This window comes from Cryobacterium sp. CAN_C2 (assembly GCF_015751745.1).
GTDB lineage: Bacteria > Actinomycetota > Actinomycetes > Actinomycetales > Microbacteriaceae > Cryobacterium.
Genome location: NZ_JADOUX010000006.1, coordinates 1 through 14,932 on the forward strand (window position 1 = coordinate 1; position 14,932 = coordinate 14,932).

At 60.3% G+C, this 14,932-nt stretch carries 13 protein-coding genes and 1 tRNA gene; 7 read left to right on the top strand and 7 right to left on the bottom strand.

What is annotated here, in order from left to right; all coding sequences use genetic code 11:
* Positions 1–290: 290 nt before the first annotated feature.
* From IWX77_RS06655 to IWX77_RS06675, 5 genes are all read right to left on the bottom strand, one after another.
* The gene (locus IWX77_RS06655; protein WP_196843742.1) at positions 291–1,391 is read right to left on the bottom strand and encodes a tyrosine-type recombinase/integrase; all 1,101 of its coding nucleotides are present in this window, start codon (positions 1,389–1,391) and stop codon (positions 291–293) included.
* An 86-nt stretch (positions 1,392–1,477) separates the two neighbouring features.
* Positions 1,478–1,804: a helix-turn-helix transcriptional regulator gene (locus IWX77_RS06660; RefSeq protein WP_327012103.1), complete on the bottom strand. Its 327-nt coding sequence runs from the start codon at positions 1,802–1,804 to the stop codon at positions 1,478–1,480.
* A 934-nt stretch (positions 1,805–2,738) separates the two neighbouring features.
* Positions 2,739–2,885, bottom strand: a complete 147-nt coding sequence (locus IWX77_RS06665) for a hypothetical protein (RefSeq protein ID WP_196843743.1) — start codon at positions 2,883–2,885, stop codon at positions 2,739–2,741.
* An 18-nt stretch (positions 2,886–2,903) separates the two neighbouring features.
* Positions 2,904–3,911, bottom strand: coding sequence for an Abi family protein (locus tag IWX77_RS06670; protein ID WP_196843744.1), 1,008 nt, complete (start codon positions 3,909–3,911; stop codon positions 2,904–2,906).
* Positions 3,912–4,164: 253 nt separating this feature from the next.
* Positions 4,165–4,623, bottom strand: coding sequence for a hypothetical protein (locus tag IWX77_RS06675; protein ID WP_334353653.1), 459 nt, complete (start codon positions 4,621–4,623; stop codon positions 4,165–4,167).
* Positions 4,624–5,310: 687 nt separating this feature from the next.
* Here IWX77_RS06675 and IWX77_RS06680 point away from each other — a divergent pair.
* The 7 genes from IWX77_RS06680 (at position 5,311) to IWX77_RS06710 (ending at position 12,175) form a co-directional block, all read left to right on the top strand.
* The gene (locus tag IWX77_RS06680; protein ID WP_196843746.1) at positions 5,311–5,625 is read left to right on the top strand and encodes a hypothetical protein; all 315 of its coding nucleotides are present in this window, start codon (positions 5,311–5,313) and stop codon (positions 5,623–5,625) included.
* Positions 5,626–6,040: 415 nt separating this feature from the next.
* Positions 6,041–6,607: an RNA polymerase sigma factor gene (locus tag IWX77_RS06685; RefSeq protein WP_327012104.1), complete on the top strand. Its 567-nt coding sequence runs from the start codon at positions 6,041–6,043 to the stop codon at positions 6,605–6,607.
* Positions 6,604–7,374 carry a peptidase M56 family protein gene (locus IWX77_RS06690; RefSeq protein WP_196843748.1) on the top strand — a complete coding sequence of 257 codons (771 nt, stop codon included), beginning with the start codon at positions 6,604–6,606 and terminating at the stop codon, positions 7,372–7,374. Before IWX77_RS06685 ends, IWX77_RS06690 begins: the two co-directional genes overlap by 4 nt.
* A 279-nt stretch (positions 7,375–7,653) precedes the next feature.
* The gene (locus IWX77_RS06695) at positions 7,654–8,202 is read left to right on the top strand and encodes a GNAT family N-acetyltransferase (protein ID WP_196843749.1); all 549 of its coding nucleotides are present in this window, start codon (positions 7,654–7,656) and stop codon (positions 8,200–8,202) included.
* A gap of 253 nt (positions 8,203–8,455) precedes the next feature.
* Entirely contained in the window at positions 8,456–9,637 is a 1,182-nt protein-coding gene (locus IWX77_RS06700; RefSeq protein ID WP_442784431.1) for an IS30 family transposase, read from the top strand.
* Positions 9,638–9,878: 241 nt separating this feature from the next.
* Entirely contained in the window at positions 9,879–11,429 is a 1,551-nt protein-coding gene (gene istA / locus IWX77_RS06705; protein WP_196843750.1) for an IS21 family transposase, read from the top strand.
* Positions 11,426–12,175 carry an ATP-binding protein gene (locus tag IWX77_RS06710; protein WP_327012105.1) on the top strand — a complete coding sequence of 250 codons (750 nt, stop codon included), beginning with the start codon at positions 11,426–11,428 and terminating at the stop codon, positions 12,173–12,175. Before istA ends, IWX77_RS06710 begins: the two co-directional genes overlap by 4 nt.
* A 1,257-nt stretch (positions 12,176–13,432) precedes the next feature.
* Here the strand turns inward: IWX77_RS06710 and IWX77_RS06715 are convergent.
* Positions 13,433–13,506, bottom strand: a tRNA-Ile gene (locus IWX77_RS06715).
* A 39-nt stretch (positions 13,507–13,545) separates the two neighbouring features.
* Entirely contained in the window at positions 13,546–14,826 is a 1,281-nt protein-coding gene (locus IWX77_RS06720; protein WP_442784432.1) for a glycosyltransferase, read from the bottom strand.
* Between the last annotated feature and the right edge of the window lie 106 nt (positions 14,827–14,932).

A 14,932-nucleotide genomic window follows, 5' to 3' on the forward strand; every position in this document is an offset into this window, starting at 1 on the left:
TGGCTGGACATGGTGATGATTCCTGATTCTCGCCCTACGTCAAATGGCGAACTTGCTGTTAGGTACTGGCCTCACTCGACCTTGACACGTAGGGGCGGGGCCGTGGCCAGCCCCACCCTGAGCAAAGCGACTACACCCACCATCCGCCGCAAACTCATCAACATCCCCGCGCGGATCTCCACCTCCGCCCGACGCATCACGTTGCTGTCGCACTATTCCAAACCTATAGTTTTGACCGCGCAAATCATGGACCAGCAAAGTGATGCTGGCCGTGCCGCCATAACAGACCCTCACGTCGGCGGCGCCAACCGCTGCAGTACTGCGGCCGGCTCCGACTTTACTGTGCGGTCAGGCTCGGCGTAGTGCGCCTTCGTTGTCGACGTCGAAGTATGTCCAAGCACGTCCGCCGCTGCCTGCATGCCGAGTTCGTTAGCGAGCAGCGTCGCGCCGGTTCTACGAAATGCGTGCGGGCTGATGTCCAGGCCGTCCAGTCCAGCGTTCCGCAGTACCCCCCGGAACGTGCGCCTCACGTTATACGGCGTGAGCGGCGTCCCCTTGCGCGTGAAGAACAGCAGGTGCTCCTCATCTTCTGGGTCGATGAGCGCCAACCGCTGACGGATTACCTCTGCCGCAAAAGCCGGCACGGCGATGACCCGGTTCGACTCATTAGTCTTGGGATGTTCCTGACGATAGACGCCCTTGCCGTTATGTACGACGAGCGTTCCGGTAATGCTCAACCGTGGTGGGTCTGCGTCCATGTCGACGTCACATTGCCGAAGAGCGAGCGCCTCGCCGATGCGCGTTGCCGTACCGAGCGTCACCTCGATCAGGTCGCGCACTTGCCCATCAGATCGCGGCCCCATGATGTCCTCCCCCATGCGCCACTCGCTGGCTGCGAGGCGGATGGCAGCGATCTGTTCAGGAGTGAGTGCCTTCGGGGTGTGCGGGGGCGTTCTCATGCGTGAGGTCTCTTTCACGGGGTTTCGCGAAATGATCTCGCGTCGAACCGCGAACGCCATAATCATGTTCAGAAGTGTTTTTGAATGCTTCGCCCGGGTGAACGAGATCTCCCTCTGCCTCTTGAGAAATTTCTCTATACGGCCCACGGTCACCTCACGTACGGTGAAGTTCTTGAAGAACGGCAAAACGAGCACGCGCAGCTCGCGTTGGTAGGTCTCCTTGGTTCCCTGGGTTCGGTCAACGTCGAGCATGACGTCCTCCATCCAGGCTGCCGCGAGCAGTGGGAATGGCGAGCTCGCATTTAGGGAATCGGCAATGCCCCCGGCATGCAGCCGGGCCGATAGATCCACCTTGAGCGCTGCCTGCGCGGCATTACTACTCGACCGCGTTGCGCCGACTTGCCGAGTCTGGCCGTCCCAGTCGCGAAACATTGTCGTCGCCCGAAACCTATTGGGCCCGACCTTGGCCGTCTTTATAGCGCCGAACGTACTGATCGGTAATCGCGGTCGCCCGGCCATCAGAGCTCGGCTCCGTGGCCGCTAAGCGATCGCTCTGGTTCGTGCAGGCCGTCCAGCCACCGGCAAACGTCGGAGACCCTGTAGCGAATCTCCCGGCCCACTCGAATGCCGGAGGGGCCGCGTCCGTCGGTGCGCAGGTCATAAATGGCCTGGGCGTGCACGCCAAGATAATCGGCGAGCTCGCTCGTGGTGAGAAGCGGCTCGAGACCGAGCCCTAAAAGCCGTTCGTTGTCCATATCCCGTAGGTACTCGAGGTCACTCCAGATCACTCGATCTGAGTCGTGCACCTTCTCTACGAGGGCCCCGCGAAGGAGGGGCTCAAGCAATAAACAATGTATAAACAATGGATGTATCAAGTCTTGCCCTTTCGGCTAAGACGAGAAACCCTGATCAAATCGATTTTACAGTAGGGCGGGTGGGACTTGAACCCACGACCGACGGATTGCAGTAGGCCCGATCTCACTGGCATATCTGCAGGTCGAAACCTCGACCAATCTCGGTTGATCTCGATCTGATCAGGAGTTCCTTGTTTGTGTTTTTTCCATGCAATCCCGACACCTAGTCCCGTCTCGGCGGTTCTCGATTGAATAAACGTCGTATAAACGTGCGTGCGTCAAGTCTCCTTGAGAGGTCGAGGTGTTTACTGGCCCGCCGAAGTTCGGATCGTTACCCACGTGCGGCGGCCCCTTCGTGTCGTGGCAGCACCAGGGCTCAGCTTTCCGCTTCATCGTCATATCCTCGAGCGACTCAGACACGCTGCACCACCTGCCCAGTCCAATCCAACACGTTACGCCGAGAACACTTTTAATACGGCTGCGCCCTTCTAGACGTTTGTTCGGTGGTCGCCGACATAGAAGCCTTAGGTAGAGACTGGTACCCGCGACACCACGATTATCGTGATCCAGACTCAGCGGGGTCACGGAAGCCCCATACAGTCATTGTTCCCAGTAAAACACTGGGTGGGTGATCACGCTCTCCACCCCGGGCGATTTTCAATCTGCGGGGTTTATGCGGGGTTTCAGAAAGGAACACATTGTGGGCGATTTTGGTCGATGTTCAACGCGACCGCGGCGAAGCGGCTCGATCACTCGTCGTCCACCGAATTCCGCTGTGAATGGCGCCGACTACGCGGCGGAAGTTATGAGCCTGGGCGTGGGCCGGCGTCCTCGCCGTTCTCGACCGTGAAGACCCTAATCTCGTGGCGGTAGCGAATCAACGTGACGGCATCGATCACGATCCAACCAGCCCCGAGCACCAAGTTCAAAACGCACCCGAGATCACCACCTGAATGAGTGCGACCATGACCCAGATGCCGCCGAGCGACAGCCAGAAGACTGCGGCGGTGCGAATGCGCTCAATCGCCAGTCGTCGCTGGATGAGTGATGGTATGGCGAGACTGTACACCAACCCGCCCTCCGCGCAGGATCAGCCGTCGTCGTGTTGAGTCCGCCAGAGCTTCAACGCTGCCCATCCTTCCGGCACCCCCATTGACTCGGCGGTCAGAAAGTCAGAATTGGGAAAAGCGTTGATGAGGTCAACAACGCGAGGCATCCATCCGCTATCTGGATCGATGGTCCGGAGCAGATATGCCATTACCGCTAGGGCGTTGTAGACGCCGAATACTTGTTTCGACGTAACCTCGTCTTTGAGGTGGCCGAGGAGGGGAACTTGCCCTGCGCTGGGGCGCGCTGGCGCACTGACGAGTTTCCGATTGAAGAGCCGAGCGTGATGCGCGGAGACATTCCGCACATAGTTCAGGCTGGAGGTCCAGCTGCTCATCACTTTCTTTGACGGAGCCCCGTACGCGGCGGCGATTTGCGTTGCGAGTGCGTTGTTCAATCCGGAGTAGAGCCGGCCTAAGTGCCCAAATTCCAAGATTTCCGTCAGTGCCCAGATGGGCATCTTGTCGTCGTACTTATTGCGGAAGTGAGCGACGAAGGCTTCGTCCGACTCAGCCTTCCGCGCTTCCACGCGTGCAAGCCATTGCTCGTGTTTGCTCGGCAACGTTTCACCCGTCAGCTCGTCGAAGGACGCCGTGGTGAACGAAGCTACAAAGTTGGCGGGATCGTTGTGGGCGAAGGCCGATTGCCGACCAAGGACGTATCCGACCTGCATGCGAAAGGAGATTTCGATCCTTTCAATGCCCTCCAGCACGAGCATTCGCAGACGGCGATCAAAATCAAGAAGCCCGGCGGCATGCTCAACCGTGGTGCCCGCACGGTAGCGGTTGAGCACACGAGACCTGGTTCGACCTTCGTCATCCGTAATTGGCTCTGACTCTCGGAACGGATAGAGGTATCCAGTAAGTCGGTAGTAGCCAACGGCCTGGAGGAGCTTGCGGCAGCTCTCGGGGTCTTGAACCTCGACACCGCGTGACTTAAGTTTCCCCGTCTGCTCACCAACGGACAACCACTTCTTGGCGTACTCAGCCACGAGTCTCCTAGTTAAAGAAAATCAGCCCGAGCCGTGAGGCGAGCGGACTGATCATGATGCCCTCAGATTACCACAATCCTCCCTCAGTAGCAGCCGAAAGCAGACCCACCAACGGTGCCGTGCTCAAACACTTAGTCGACCGCGTCAATGCCTTGCGCAAGAAATGGCCACGGTGACCGTGACCCGGAGGGAGGTAGTCCCTTGCGTGCAAATTTCCTGCGCGCCCGGAAAGAGCGACCGCGTCGGCGCTGAATCAGTCAGGGTGAGGATTGCCGTTTGGATCTCGAAGTGGAAGATTTCGATTCCAATGGTTGTGCGCTGCGCCATATACCAATGCAGGAAGAGACGCGACGCCAACAAGCCCGAGCGCAATCAGAAATTGTGCCTCGCTCACGAAGACCAACCATCGGGCGAGGACCAAGAGCGAGATCGAAAATATCCAGGGCACCCCCATGTACAGGAGGCCTTGGACCTCAGTGGTATATCGAAAGCCCCGTCTCGCATCGTCGATCGTGTACGCAAGGACCATCATCGCCGGGATGAACGCCAGAAGGATGAGAACGAACAGCAGGACGTACTCGCTCGTAGTAACAATGCCGACCGCATACGCCCACGCTATGCTCACAGCGACCACCACAGTGGGGCCAAAACCAACCCAGAATCGGTGGTCATACTGCGGCCTCCGCAGGATGTCCGGCTTTTCTGACGACACCGTCGGCCTCCAATCGATCGTCGCAGTGGTCCTATCCTGCCGCATCCCGACATGCGAAGCGAGGCATCTCCGCTGGTAGTTTTCGCACCGCGACCGGTGGATGTCTGCGACCGAATCGCCTGTAGGTGGACTGCCCGCGAGAGGAACGGTCAACGGGACGGTGCCGCAGCGGAGCCTCTTTGCGACTCGTGGGATCACAAAAGAGTATCGATGGGGGTGCTCGGGCTTGAGTAATGATTGGCTGTAGGCATGATTCACCGCCGGAGATCCGTTGTCGCCACAATGTGGCTAGGCACACTCGCCTGCTTGGGCATCTCCGTCTTCCTAGCGCCGATTGTTAGCGGAGGCTGGTGTGCAGACGCACCCGCTGGCGGCACGTCGATCTGCGGCTCGTATCAAAGGTCACTCGTTGGGATCGACACGAACCTATGGATATGGCTCGGCGCGATTGCGATAGTTGCGGTGATCACGCTGGTGACGGCACGCAGGGCAAATCGTTCGCGTCCGGGTGGGTCCTCTGCAAGTTGGAACGGCACCAAACAATCGCCGTAAGCCGAACCTCGAGCGGAACAGAAACTTCGGTGACGCGGCGCGACCGCTATCGTGCCTCTCACGATCGTCGCCGACTTGAGGCCGCGTAGGATCACCATCAAAGAATTGATTGGGCAACCATTGGCGGTGGGTTTGATGGGACATTGGAACGGGCTCGCACGAAGCGGACTCATCATTCTGGCGGTGACCGCAACTTTGACGGCGTGCACCGGCCGTGGCGACCTCAACATCAGCAACGAAAGCTCTACCGACGTCACCGTCTCAACACGTGACGAAGTGATCACGGTCGCCGCATTGGGCGGTGCCAGCATCCTCGGTTCCGGCTGCACCCCGGGAGACATCATCGTCGAGTTCAGTTCAGGCCAAAAGGTTGCCGTCGCGGGGCCCGTCTGCCCGGAAAAGCAACTCGTAGTTCTCGACGGCAAGGCCGAGCTGCGACCGTCCCAATAGCGAGCACCACGGCCGCGTGCCAAAGTTCTTCGCTGAACCAGCCATCCGTAGAACGGGGCTTACGGACACAACGTGTTCGGCCTCAATGGGATTCATTAAGGCGCCAGGTCTGGAGATAATCCATCGAGCGGGGGAGCGTGCTGATGTTGCGACTCACGAGGCCGTCACCAGGTCGAGTTCTCGGCCGGCAAATTGAACTCCGATGACCTCTGAGGAGGATCGCGTATCTCCCACCGTTTCGAGCGCCGAGCATGCTCACGACGTGGATGATGAGCGCAGTCGACCCGACACCCCGCGGCGCACTATTCGCCGTGAGATCCCGGGTCACGCCCGCCCGTCGGTATTGGGTTTATGTCGATGAAAATTCAGGCGGCTGTAACGTTTTCAGCGTTGCCGGACACTACAGGGTATGGGGATGGGCATTGTGAACGAGCTCGAGTTGTGGACGCGCGCGTGTGCTGACGACGGACGCGCGTTTGCTTTGCTATTCGACGAACATCGTGATCGTGTCTTTCGCCACTGCTTGCGTCTGGTGGACAATCCGCACGATGCGGAGGAGGTAACCGCAACCTCGTTCCTGGAACTGTGGCGGCGTCGCAACGGCATCATCCTGGTGAATGGCTCGGTTGTGCCATGGCTGCTGGTGACCGCCAGCAATGTTGCGCGGAACGTCAGACGAGGGACTCGGCGTCATCGCGCCTTGTTGGACGCTCTTCCGAGGACCGCCGATGCACGCGACTACGAGCAGCGAACGCCAGTTGATATTGCCGACCAAGGCGCGGACAACGCTCTGACGCGAGAGATCAAGCTACTGAGCCAAACGGATGCAGCCCTGATAGTCCTGGTCACTCTCGAGGACTACCAGATCACTGACGCAGCTGCACTGCTTGGCCTTTCCGCTGGCGCAGCTCGTACTCGCCTCCATCGCGCGAAAACCAAACTCCGAGAACGACTCCCACAGCTCGTGAAGGAAATGCCATGAACGAGGTTGAATTCGATCCAGTGTTCTCTGCAGCGGTGCGCCACGAGCTAGAGGCTCGCGCGTCCGCGACGAAGAAACGCGGGCCTGTTTTGCGCACCCGTATTCGCCTTGGCGCTGGGATTTTCGTGGGCGGGACATTGCTGATTGGGGGTGGTGCGTTTGCCTCGGGCCTCTTGCCGATCCCGGGTGGCACCCAAGTCACAGAACTCGCCACAACTGTTATCGAAACCCACACCGGGTCCGCGACCGTCGACCTCGGGCCGGCACCAAACGGCGCAACGAACATCTTCGTATCCCTGACATGCCTCACCGAGGGGACGTTCCTCTTCGCAGACGGGGCGAGCATGGGATGTGGTGCCGATGATGAGGCAGGACTGTTGGGCGTAGCCACGTACAGCCTCCTGATCGCGCCCGGCCAGGACTCCACGAAAATCTCTACAAGCCCAGGCGCACGGTGGAGAATCGAAGCCACCTGGGTCAGCGAGCGGGTCACCGACTGGGCTGTGAACAACAACGGGGACACCTATGGTGCGGCGAACGAAAAAGGTCAGCCTGACCTCGTTTCAATGGTGGCAACGAACAACCAACCGGGGTTCGTCTATGCGAGAGAACTCGCCCAGGCTGACGGCAGCGCACAGGCGGCAAAGCTCAGCTCACCCGAAGAAGCGCTCGCCTGGCAGAAAGAGCGTGCAGGCAAGACGTTCTCTGTAACGGTCTACAAAAGTGACGGCAAGACCAAGGTGGGTGAGTTCGTCATTCAGGGTTGAGACAGAGACGGGTTGGAGTGACGATCACCGGGCTGCAATTCAGACCCCTCAAAGAGAGCGACCGACTGCGGGTTCGGGCGTGCTGTCGGTTCGGTTGACTCCTTGACTCGATGATCACCGCGTCGGGGTGGTTCCATTGCGGACCGCGGCATTCATCGGGTTGCGAGGTCCACCAGTTCCGAAGCGCCCGCAAGCCGAAGCTATATCAGATACCCGCAGAGGTAGGGACGCCCTGTTTCAGACAATCCAGGGCGTGCCTCTCCCGTCTAGCCTTCATGTATGGATTTTTCTCTTCAGCTGCTCGACGCGTCAGGAGCCGACAGCGACGACGTGACCCGGTTCTTGACGAGCAACGAGTTTCCATTCCACGTCAACGCGAGACCTTCCCACGAAGATGTTGCAGAAGCGATGAAGGCAGGCTCATACGGCACCCCCGATCATGAGGTCTTTTGGTTGCGCGCTGGAGATGGCGAGACCGTCGGGCTCGTACGTTTGGACGATGTGCAGGACCCAACGCCATTGCTGGACCTCCGCCTCGCCGAGCGGTATCGCGGACAAGGCCTTGGAACGCAAGCTCTTGCCGTCGTGACGGATTTTGTGTTCACGACAATGCCAGCGGTCACCAGGTTCGAAGGACAAACACGAGAGGACAACATCGCGATGCGACGCATTTTCCTTAGATCCGGATGGCTGAAAGAGGCGCACTACCGCGAGTCTTGGCCCGTCGAAGGCGCGGCGCCGCTGGCGTCGGTTGCCTACGCGATACTTCGCCGCGACTGGCTCTGCAAGGAAGTCACACCGTTGGTTTGGGAGGACGTCACCCTCTAACACTTGCGCCCGCATCAACGGCGCTCATTTTCGACCGCCCGCAAGCGGGACCTGCTGCGGACACTTCCCCGCCGTTATTGGGATGAAGCCGCCAATTTTCCCGAGGGTGCCCGTTTAGCTGTTTCGACATTAAGCCCGATGACCGTGCGGCTTACGGACAAGCTCGAGGGCGTTACTTCGCTATCCCGACGTCTCGTAGGCCGTGGGCGGTTTCAAGGGGTCGTAGCAACACCCTTTGAAAGCGGTGTAATCAATGGCGTCAAGATTGATCATGAAAGACCGAGAGAACTTGTTCTGGGACAAGGTTCGCGAGGGGATGTCGGCTGCGGCGGCGTGTGAGTCTATGGGTATGGGTCGCAAACAGGGATATCGATGGATTAAAGCCGCTGGCGGACGAATACCCGTTCCGATCGTTGCGTCCTCGGGCCGATACTTGGGTCAAGAAGAGCGTCTGCGCATCGCGGACTTGAGGCTCGGTGGCGCCGGAGTCCGGACAATCGCCAGGGACCTGGGCCGGGCCGCGTCGACGATCAGTCGGGAATTGCGCCGGAACGCTCATCCGACAACGCGGAGCTACCGGCCGTATGCCGCGCAGAAACGTTGTGAGGTGAGGGCGCGCCGGCCTAAGCCCAGCAGGCTCGACGGCCGGCAGCTTGCTGCTGTCGTGGAGAAACGTTTGAAGAAGAACTGGAGTCCGCAGCAAATTAGCGATGATCTCGCGGTCGTGTTCGCTGGCCAGGCCCAGCTGCAGGTCTCCCACGAGGCGATCTATCAAAGCCTGTACGTTCAAGGCCACGGTTATGTCGGACCGCGCCTGCACCGGCACTTGCGACGAGGGCGTTCAGCCCGAAAACCACGAAACTCCCACCTGAGTGCGACGGGTCGAATTCGCGACAAGGTGATGGTGAGCGAACGGCCCACTGAAGCCGACGACCGTGCTGTTGCCGGGCATTGGGAAGGCGATCTCATCGTCGGATCGGCATCTGGATCAGCGATCGCGACCCTTGTTAAACGCACTACCCGATTCATTGTGTTGGTGCATCTACCCAACGGCCACAGCGCCACGGCGCTGCACGACGGCCTCATCGCTGCTCTGGGCCTTATACCCGTGCATCTGCGGCGGTCGCTGACGTGGGATCAGGGAACCGAGCTAGCGAGACACGTTGAGATCACCACAGCGACCGGGGTACCGATCTTCTTCTGTGAACCGCACTCGCCCTGGCAGCGAGGATCGAACGAAAACGCCAACGGACTCCTGCGCCAGTACTTCCCTAAAGGCACCGATCTGAACGCACACAGCGCCCAACGGCTCCTCGAAGTAGCCACCGAACTCAACGAAAGGCCCCGCAAAACCCTCAATCGGAGCACCCCAGCTGACCTGCTCAGCAAACTAACCGGGAACAACGAAGAAGCCGCGATCGCCCCCACGCAGTAAAACGGTTCATGGACGTTGAGGGTTTTCCAGCGCTCTGGCTGAAGCACGAGTCGGTAGCGGCTAAAGCGTCGCAGTCCGAGTACTGAATATTCGCTTCGATGGGCACCACCTGTGGTGCGAGTGAGCCCCACTGTTCAGATGCGTGATTTGTATCGTTCAGCCCCACTACCGGCGTGGTTGAGCCCCACCTGAAAAGCTCCTCCCACCAGGTGAGCGCCACATGGTGGAAGGAGTACCGGCAATGGTACGAAAGATCAAAACGAAGCAGATCCTGCAGCTGCGTAATCAGGGCTTGTCGCGACGGGCGATCGAGTCCGCCCAGGGGATGTCCCGGCACAGCATTCGAGCTGTGCTCGATGCAGCAGAGCGGCTCGGGCTCGACTGGGACGACGTCGCCGAGTTGTCGGAGGCCACGGTGTATTCGACGTTGTTCCCCGGCCGCGGCGTCCACGAGAGCGTGTTCGCGCAGCCGGACTGGGCGCGGGTGCATACGGAGTTGGCACGGGTCGGGGTGACGTTGAAGCTGTTGCACCAAGAGTATGTCGACGCTTCATCGACGGCGCAGGCGACGATGAGCTACGACCGCTTCTGCCGCCTCTATGGCGAGCACGCCGCTGTCTCGGGGGCGACGTCGCGGGTTGGCCACAAAGCCGGCCGCAGCATCGAGGTCGACTGGTCCGGGCCCACAATGCAACTACTCGATCCGACGTCGGGTGAGAGGTCGAAGGTGTATTTGTTCGTCGCCTGCCTACCGTTCAGCCGCTATGCGTTCGTGGAAGCCACCCTGGATATGCGGCAAGAGTCGTGGCTGCGCGCCCACACTGCGATGTTCGCCTTCTACGGCGGCAGCGTCCCACGCCTGGTGCCCGACAACTTGAAGACAGGGGTGATCTCCCACCCAAAGGAAGGGGAGGTCGTTTTGAACGATGCCTACCGGGAGATGGCGGCGCACTACTCGGCCGCGGTGCTCCCCGGCAGAGTTCGGCACCCGCGCGACAAAAGTAGCACTGAGAACACGGTGGCCCATGTCGCGACCTGGGTCATCGCCGGCTTGAGGAAGGAGACGTTCACCTCGCTGGCGCAGTTGCGCCTGCGAATCCGGGAACAGATGGATGCCTACAACCGGGAGCCGTTCCAGAAACGCGTCGGGTCCCGCCTCAGCGTGTTCACCACCGAGGAGAAACCTCTGCTGCAGGCACTGCCGGCGGCGCCGTTCGAGATCAGCACGTGGTCCTATAAACGAAAGGTCAACGCCAACGCGCACGTGGTCTGGGCGAAGAATTTCTACTCCGTCCCCTTCAGCCACATCGGCGCGCTGGTGGACCTTCGTGTCACCGAGACGATGCTGGAGGTCTATCGGCGCGATGAGCGTCTGGCCAGCCATTTGCTGCTGCCGGTCACGACGACGAACCAGTACCGGACGAACGATGCGGACGTGCCCGAGGGCCGCAGCTTCCAGGCCTGGGACCGAACCCGGATCGAGGAATGGGCCGCGCGGATCGGGCCGGCAACCGTCACCGTGACGGCCAAGATCTTCGAGACCGTCTTCATCGACGAGGCCGGCTTCGACGCCGCGCTGGCCGTGCTGAAACTGTCGCGCCGGTTCCCTCCGGCCCGGGTCGAGGCCGCCTGCGCACTCGCGCTGCGGGGGCCGGTCCGCTCCCCGCGCTATGCGCATTTGCGGCCGATCCTCGACACCGGGCAAGACAAAACCGGACAAGTTCCGCAACCGGAACCGGACGATGGCGGTTACGTTCGCGGCAGCGCTTACTACGCCGGAGGGAACCGTTGAGCGCGCTGGACGGGGAGACCAAACGCAAGCTCCGCGAAATGAACGCCGGCGAGCTACTGCAGGCCATCGACCTCCAAGACGAGATACTCTCCATCAGCCTGACCTTCGAGGAACGGGTCCGGCTCGTCGTCGACGACGCCTACTCGAGCTTCATGCATTCCAAGGTTGACGGGCTGATCCGGCGGGCGGGACTGCGTTACCCGAACGCGGATCTGCGGCGCATCGACCTGCAGGGCGAGCGCGGCCTCAACCGACAGGTGCTGACCCAGCTCGGGACCTGCTCGTTCGTCACCCGGCAGCAGAACGTCGTCTTCCAGGGCTTCACCGGGTCGGGGAAGTCGTATCTGGGATGCGCTATCGCCAAACGGGCCTGCGAGCATCGCATCCGCGCCCACTACGTCCGGATGCCCGACCTCGAGGAAGCCTGGGTCGCCGCGCAAGACGCCCCGGGCGGCGCGGGCAAGTTCCTCCGCAAATATGCCGCGTTCACCCTGCTGGTCATCGACGAGTGGCTGCTCGATAAGCCGACGGAATCGATGCGGACAATGCTGCTGGAGCTGATGGAGCGCCGCTACGGCGAGACATCAACAGTGTTCTGCACCCAGTATCAACAGAAGGACTGGCACCAACGCCTCGGCGCCGGCGTCCACGCAGACGCCATCATGGACCGCATCATCCACAACACCACCTGGGTCGACACCGGCACCTACAACATGAGGGAACAAACTGCCCTCGCGACCGCGTAATCCGTGACGGGGAGCACCAGTGGTGCTGAGCCACACCACCACTGGTGCTCTTCCGCACGTCCAGTGGGGCTCAACCGCACGATCGGGTGGGGCTCAGAAGCTCGAATACTCAGAGTACCCGCCCGAACTGACGGTTCGTCTTGAAGACGTCCGGATGTTTGCTTAGCCACGCGGTAAGCCAAAAGGGCGAGTAACGCGGTCGAATGAGCCACAGGACCCCACCAATAGACGTCCACGAAGAAGCCAGAACCGAAAGCCACGCCCAGACCCGCTACGGCCAACGCGAGTGCCAGCACCACGCTGACGCTGACCAAAAACACCCACGCCATCCGACTGCCACGCCAGATACCAATAAGTATGAGTGCATGAGGTATCGCCCAAACGAGAGCCCAGAAAGGGTGCTCGGTTCCGATATAACCCAGAACGGTGAGCACCGTGGCAATCCCAAACCATGCTCCCGGCCTGACTCGAGAGACTTTGGACCCAATTCCCCACATGGATAGAGCCTACTCAGACAAACACTCGCGGAGCGTCCTGAGCATCCGGAGCGTCCCTGTGGACTTACTCAGCGAGCTAACCTCGAATAGGAAAATAGCCCCTGTTGCTTCCACCCCTTGAAACCGCCGAACGGCAATGCACAGGCTACGAAATTCACTAACCCGAGGAAGTACCCGCCTGGCAAGAACAGCGTACGGCAAGTCGTTCTCCGTTGCCGTTTACAAAAGTCACGGCAGGACCAGAGTGGGTAAGTTCGTCATAGACGGTTGAGGCGGATCATTACGGCCGTCGCCCCGAGCGGTCACAGTCGTCACGAGACTTTGCCCGGAGATCTTCCCGTCGAGTTCGCCTGCCGGAACTCCCATCGCACTCATACGCCTTGACGAACACGGCTAGCCCTCAGCGGAACGAGGTCAATCTAACTCAGCCGAGCTGCGTCGAGTGCGTTTTCACAATCAGACCCGAATTTGATCTGATTTTTGAATAAACGTCCAATAAACGTCTAGTGCATCAAGTCTCGCCCTACTATCGAAAAATAAACACCCTGATCAAGTACATTTTTGAGAACCACAAAGCAGACTTGACCCCGAATCCCACCGCCCTAAAACCACTCCCCTGCGGCGAAACATGCGCGTAATTCCGGGCCTCACTGTGGACCAATCCGCAAGATTTGAGCAATAAACGATGTATAAACAGTGGATGTATCAAGTCTTGCCCTTTCGGCTAAGACAAGAAATCCTGATCAGATCGATTTTACAGTAGGGCGGGTGGGACTTGAACCCACGACCGACGGATTATGAGTCCGCTGCTCTAACCAGCTGAGCTACCGCCCCAAAGAGAACGACCGAACGGTCGCACCCACAGATACGTGACTACTCAGGCGTCTGCGACGAGGCGCCGTTGGTGACAAGATCGCTCACCGACTCCCCACGATACAGGCATTCGAATGTGTTCAGAGTGCGCTTGATGTCGTGCGCGGCGATGAGTTTGAGTGACTCCCGCTTCAGCTCCTCCAAGCGGTCCGGGGCGGCCGTGAGCACCACGGTCAGCTTGTCTGCCAGATCCTGCGCGTCGCTCGGCTTGAACAGGTACCCGTTCGCCTGATCGTGCACGAGGTGGGGCAGCGCCATAGCGTCGGCCGCGACAATCGGCAATCCGGAGGCCATGGCCTCCATCGTCGCGATGCTCTGCAGCTCGGCGATGGACGGCATGGCGAACACCGTGGCCCGCGAATAGGCCGCGCGCAGCTCGTCATCCGTCACATAACCGGTGAACGTCACGCGTGAGCGGATGCCGAGGGTGTCGGCCAAGTGCTGCAGGTTGCGTTTCTGATCGCCCCCGCCGACAATCTCGACCTGGGCGTCGAGGTCGGGCGACAACAACGCCGCCGCATGCAGCAGCACGTCAATCTGTTTTTCGCCGGTGACGCGACCGACGAACAGGATACGGTTCTCGCTGCGCGGCTCAAAATTCGGTGCGTAATTGTCGGCGTCGATCCCGCAGGAGATTGCGTACACCCCGGTGAGGCCCGTGTACTTCTCCAGAAACTGTGCGGCCCTCCGGGTCGGCGTGGTCACGGCTGCGGCGCGGCCGAAGGTACGTCGGGCGGCCCGCCACGCGGCCTTGATCACGCGATCCTGAAAACCGACCGGAACGAGGGAAAATTTCACCATGTTCTCGGGCATGAAATGATTCGTGCCGACCAGGCGGATGTTGCGCTTGGCCGCTTCGATGGATACGCCACGCCCCACGTTGATGTGCGACTGAAAGTGCACGACGTCGGGGTGGAAGGAGTCGAGAATGCGTCGGCTCTCTCCGCGAATCAGCCACGGCAGGGCAAAGCGCAGCCAGTCGTGCGGATACCAGCGCCAGCTGTGCAGGCGATGCACCACCATCGGCTGGCCCTCGTGCATCTCCGTCGTGCTCCCGTGCTTTCGGGAGGCGGCTGGGGCCATGATCTGAACCTCGTGACCGCGGGCCACCAGACCAGCGGCGAGCCGCTCGGCAAATCGTGCAGCGCCATTCACATCGGGTGCAAACGTGTCGGCGGCGATGAGTACGCGAATCCGAGGCTTTCCGGTCGGCGCACTCGCCGCGCTCTCGGGCGCGTTGCCCGGGGTCGGGCTGCTCAGCACGTCGGTCGAATCTGACAAGTGGAGTGGTCCCTACGTTGGTTGGCCGGGGATCATCATCCGGCAGGAGATCTCGGGTGCGCGCAACGGAAATGACGCGGCGCATTCGAACCCTATTCTAAACCGT

What these genes read in the sequence shown, in the direction of transcription:
- IWX77_RS06695 (WP_196843749.1), top strand. Translation starts at nt 7,654, where the DNA reads ATGGATTTTTCTCTTCAGCTGCTCGACGCGTCAGGAGCCGACAGCGAC.
- IWX77_RS06680 (WP_196843746.1), top strand. Translation starts at nt 5,311, where the DNA reads ATGGGACATTGGAACGGGCTCGCACGAAGCGGACTCATCATTCTGGCG.
- IWX77_RS06655 (WP_196843742.1), bottom strand. Translation starts at nt 1,391, where the DNA reads ATGTTTCGCGACTGGGACGGCCAGACTCGGCAAGTCGGCGCAACGCGG.
- istA (WP_196843750.1), top strand. Translation starts at nt 9,879, where the DNA reads ATGGTACGAAAGATCAAAACGAAGCAGATCCTGCAGCTGCGTAATCAG.
- IWX77_RS06700 (WP_442784431.1), top strand. Translation starts at nt 8,456, where the DNA reads ATGGCGTCAAGATTGATCATGAAAGACCGAGAGAACTTGTTCTGGGAC.
- IWX77_RS06685 (WP_327012104.1), top strand. Translation starts at nt 6,041, where the DNA reads ATGGGCATTGTGAACGAGCTCGAGTTGTGGACGCGCGCGTGTGCTGAC.
- IWX77_RS06690 (WP_196843748.1), top strand. Translation starts at nt 6,604, where the DNA reads ATGAACGAGGTTGAATTCGATCCAGTGTTCTCTGCAGCGGTGCGCCAC.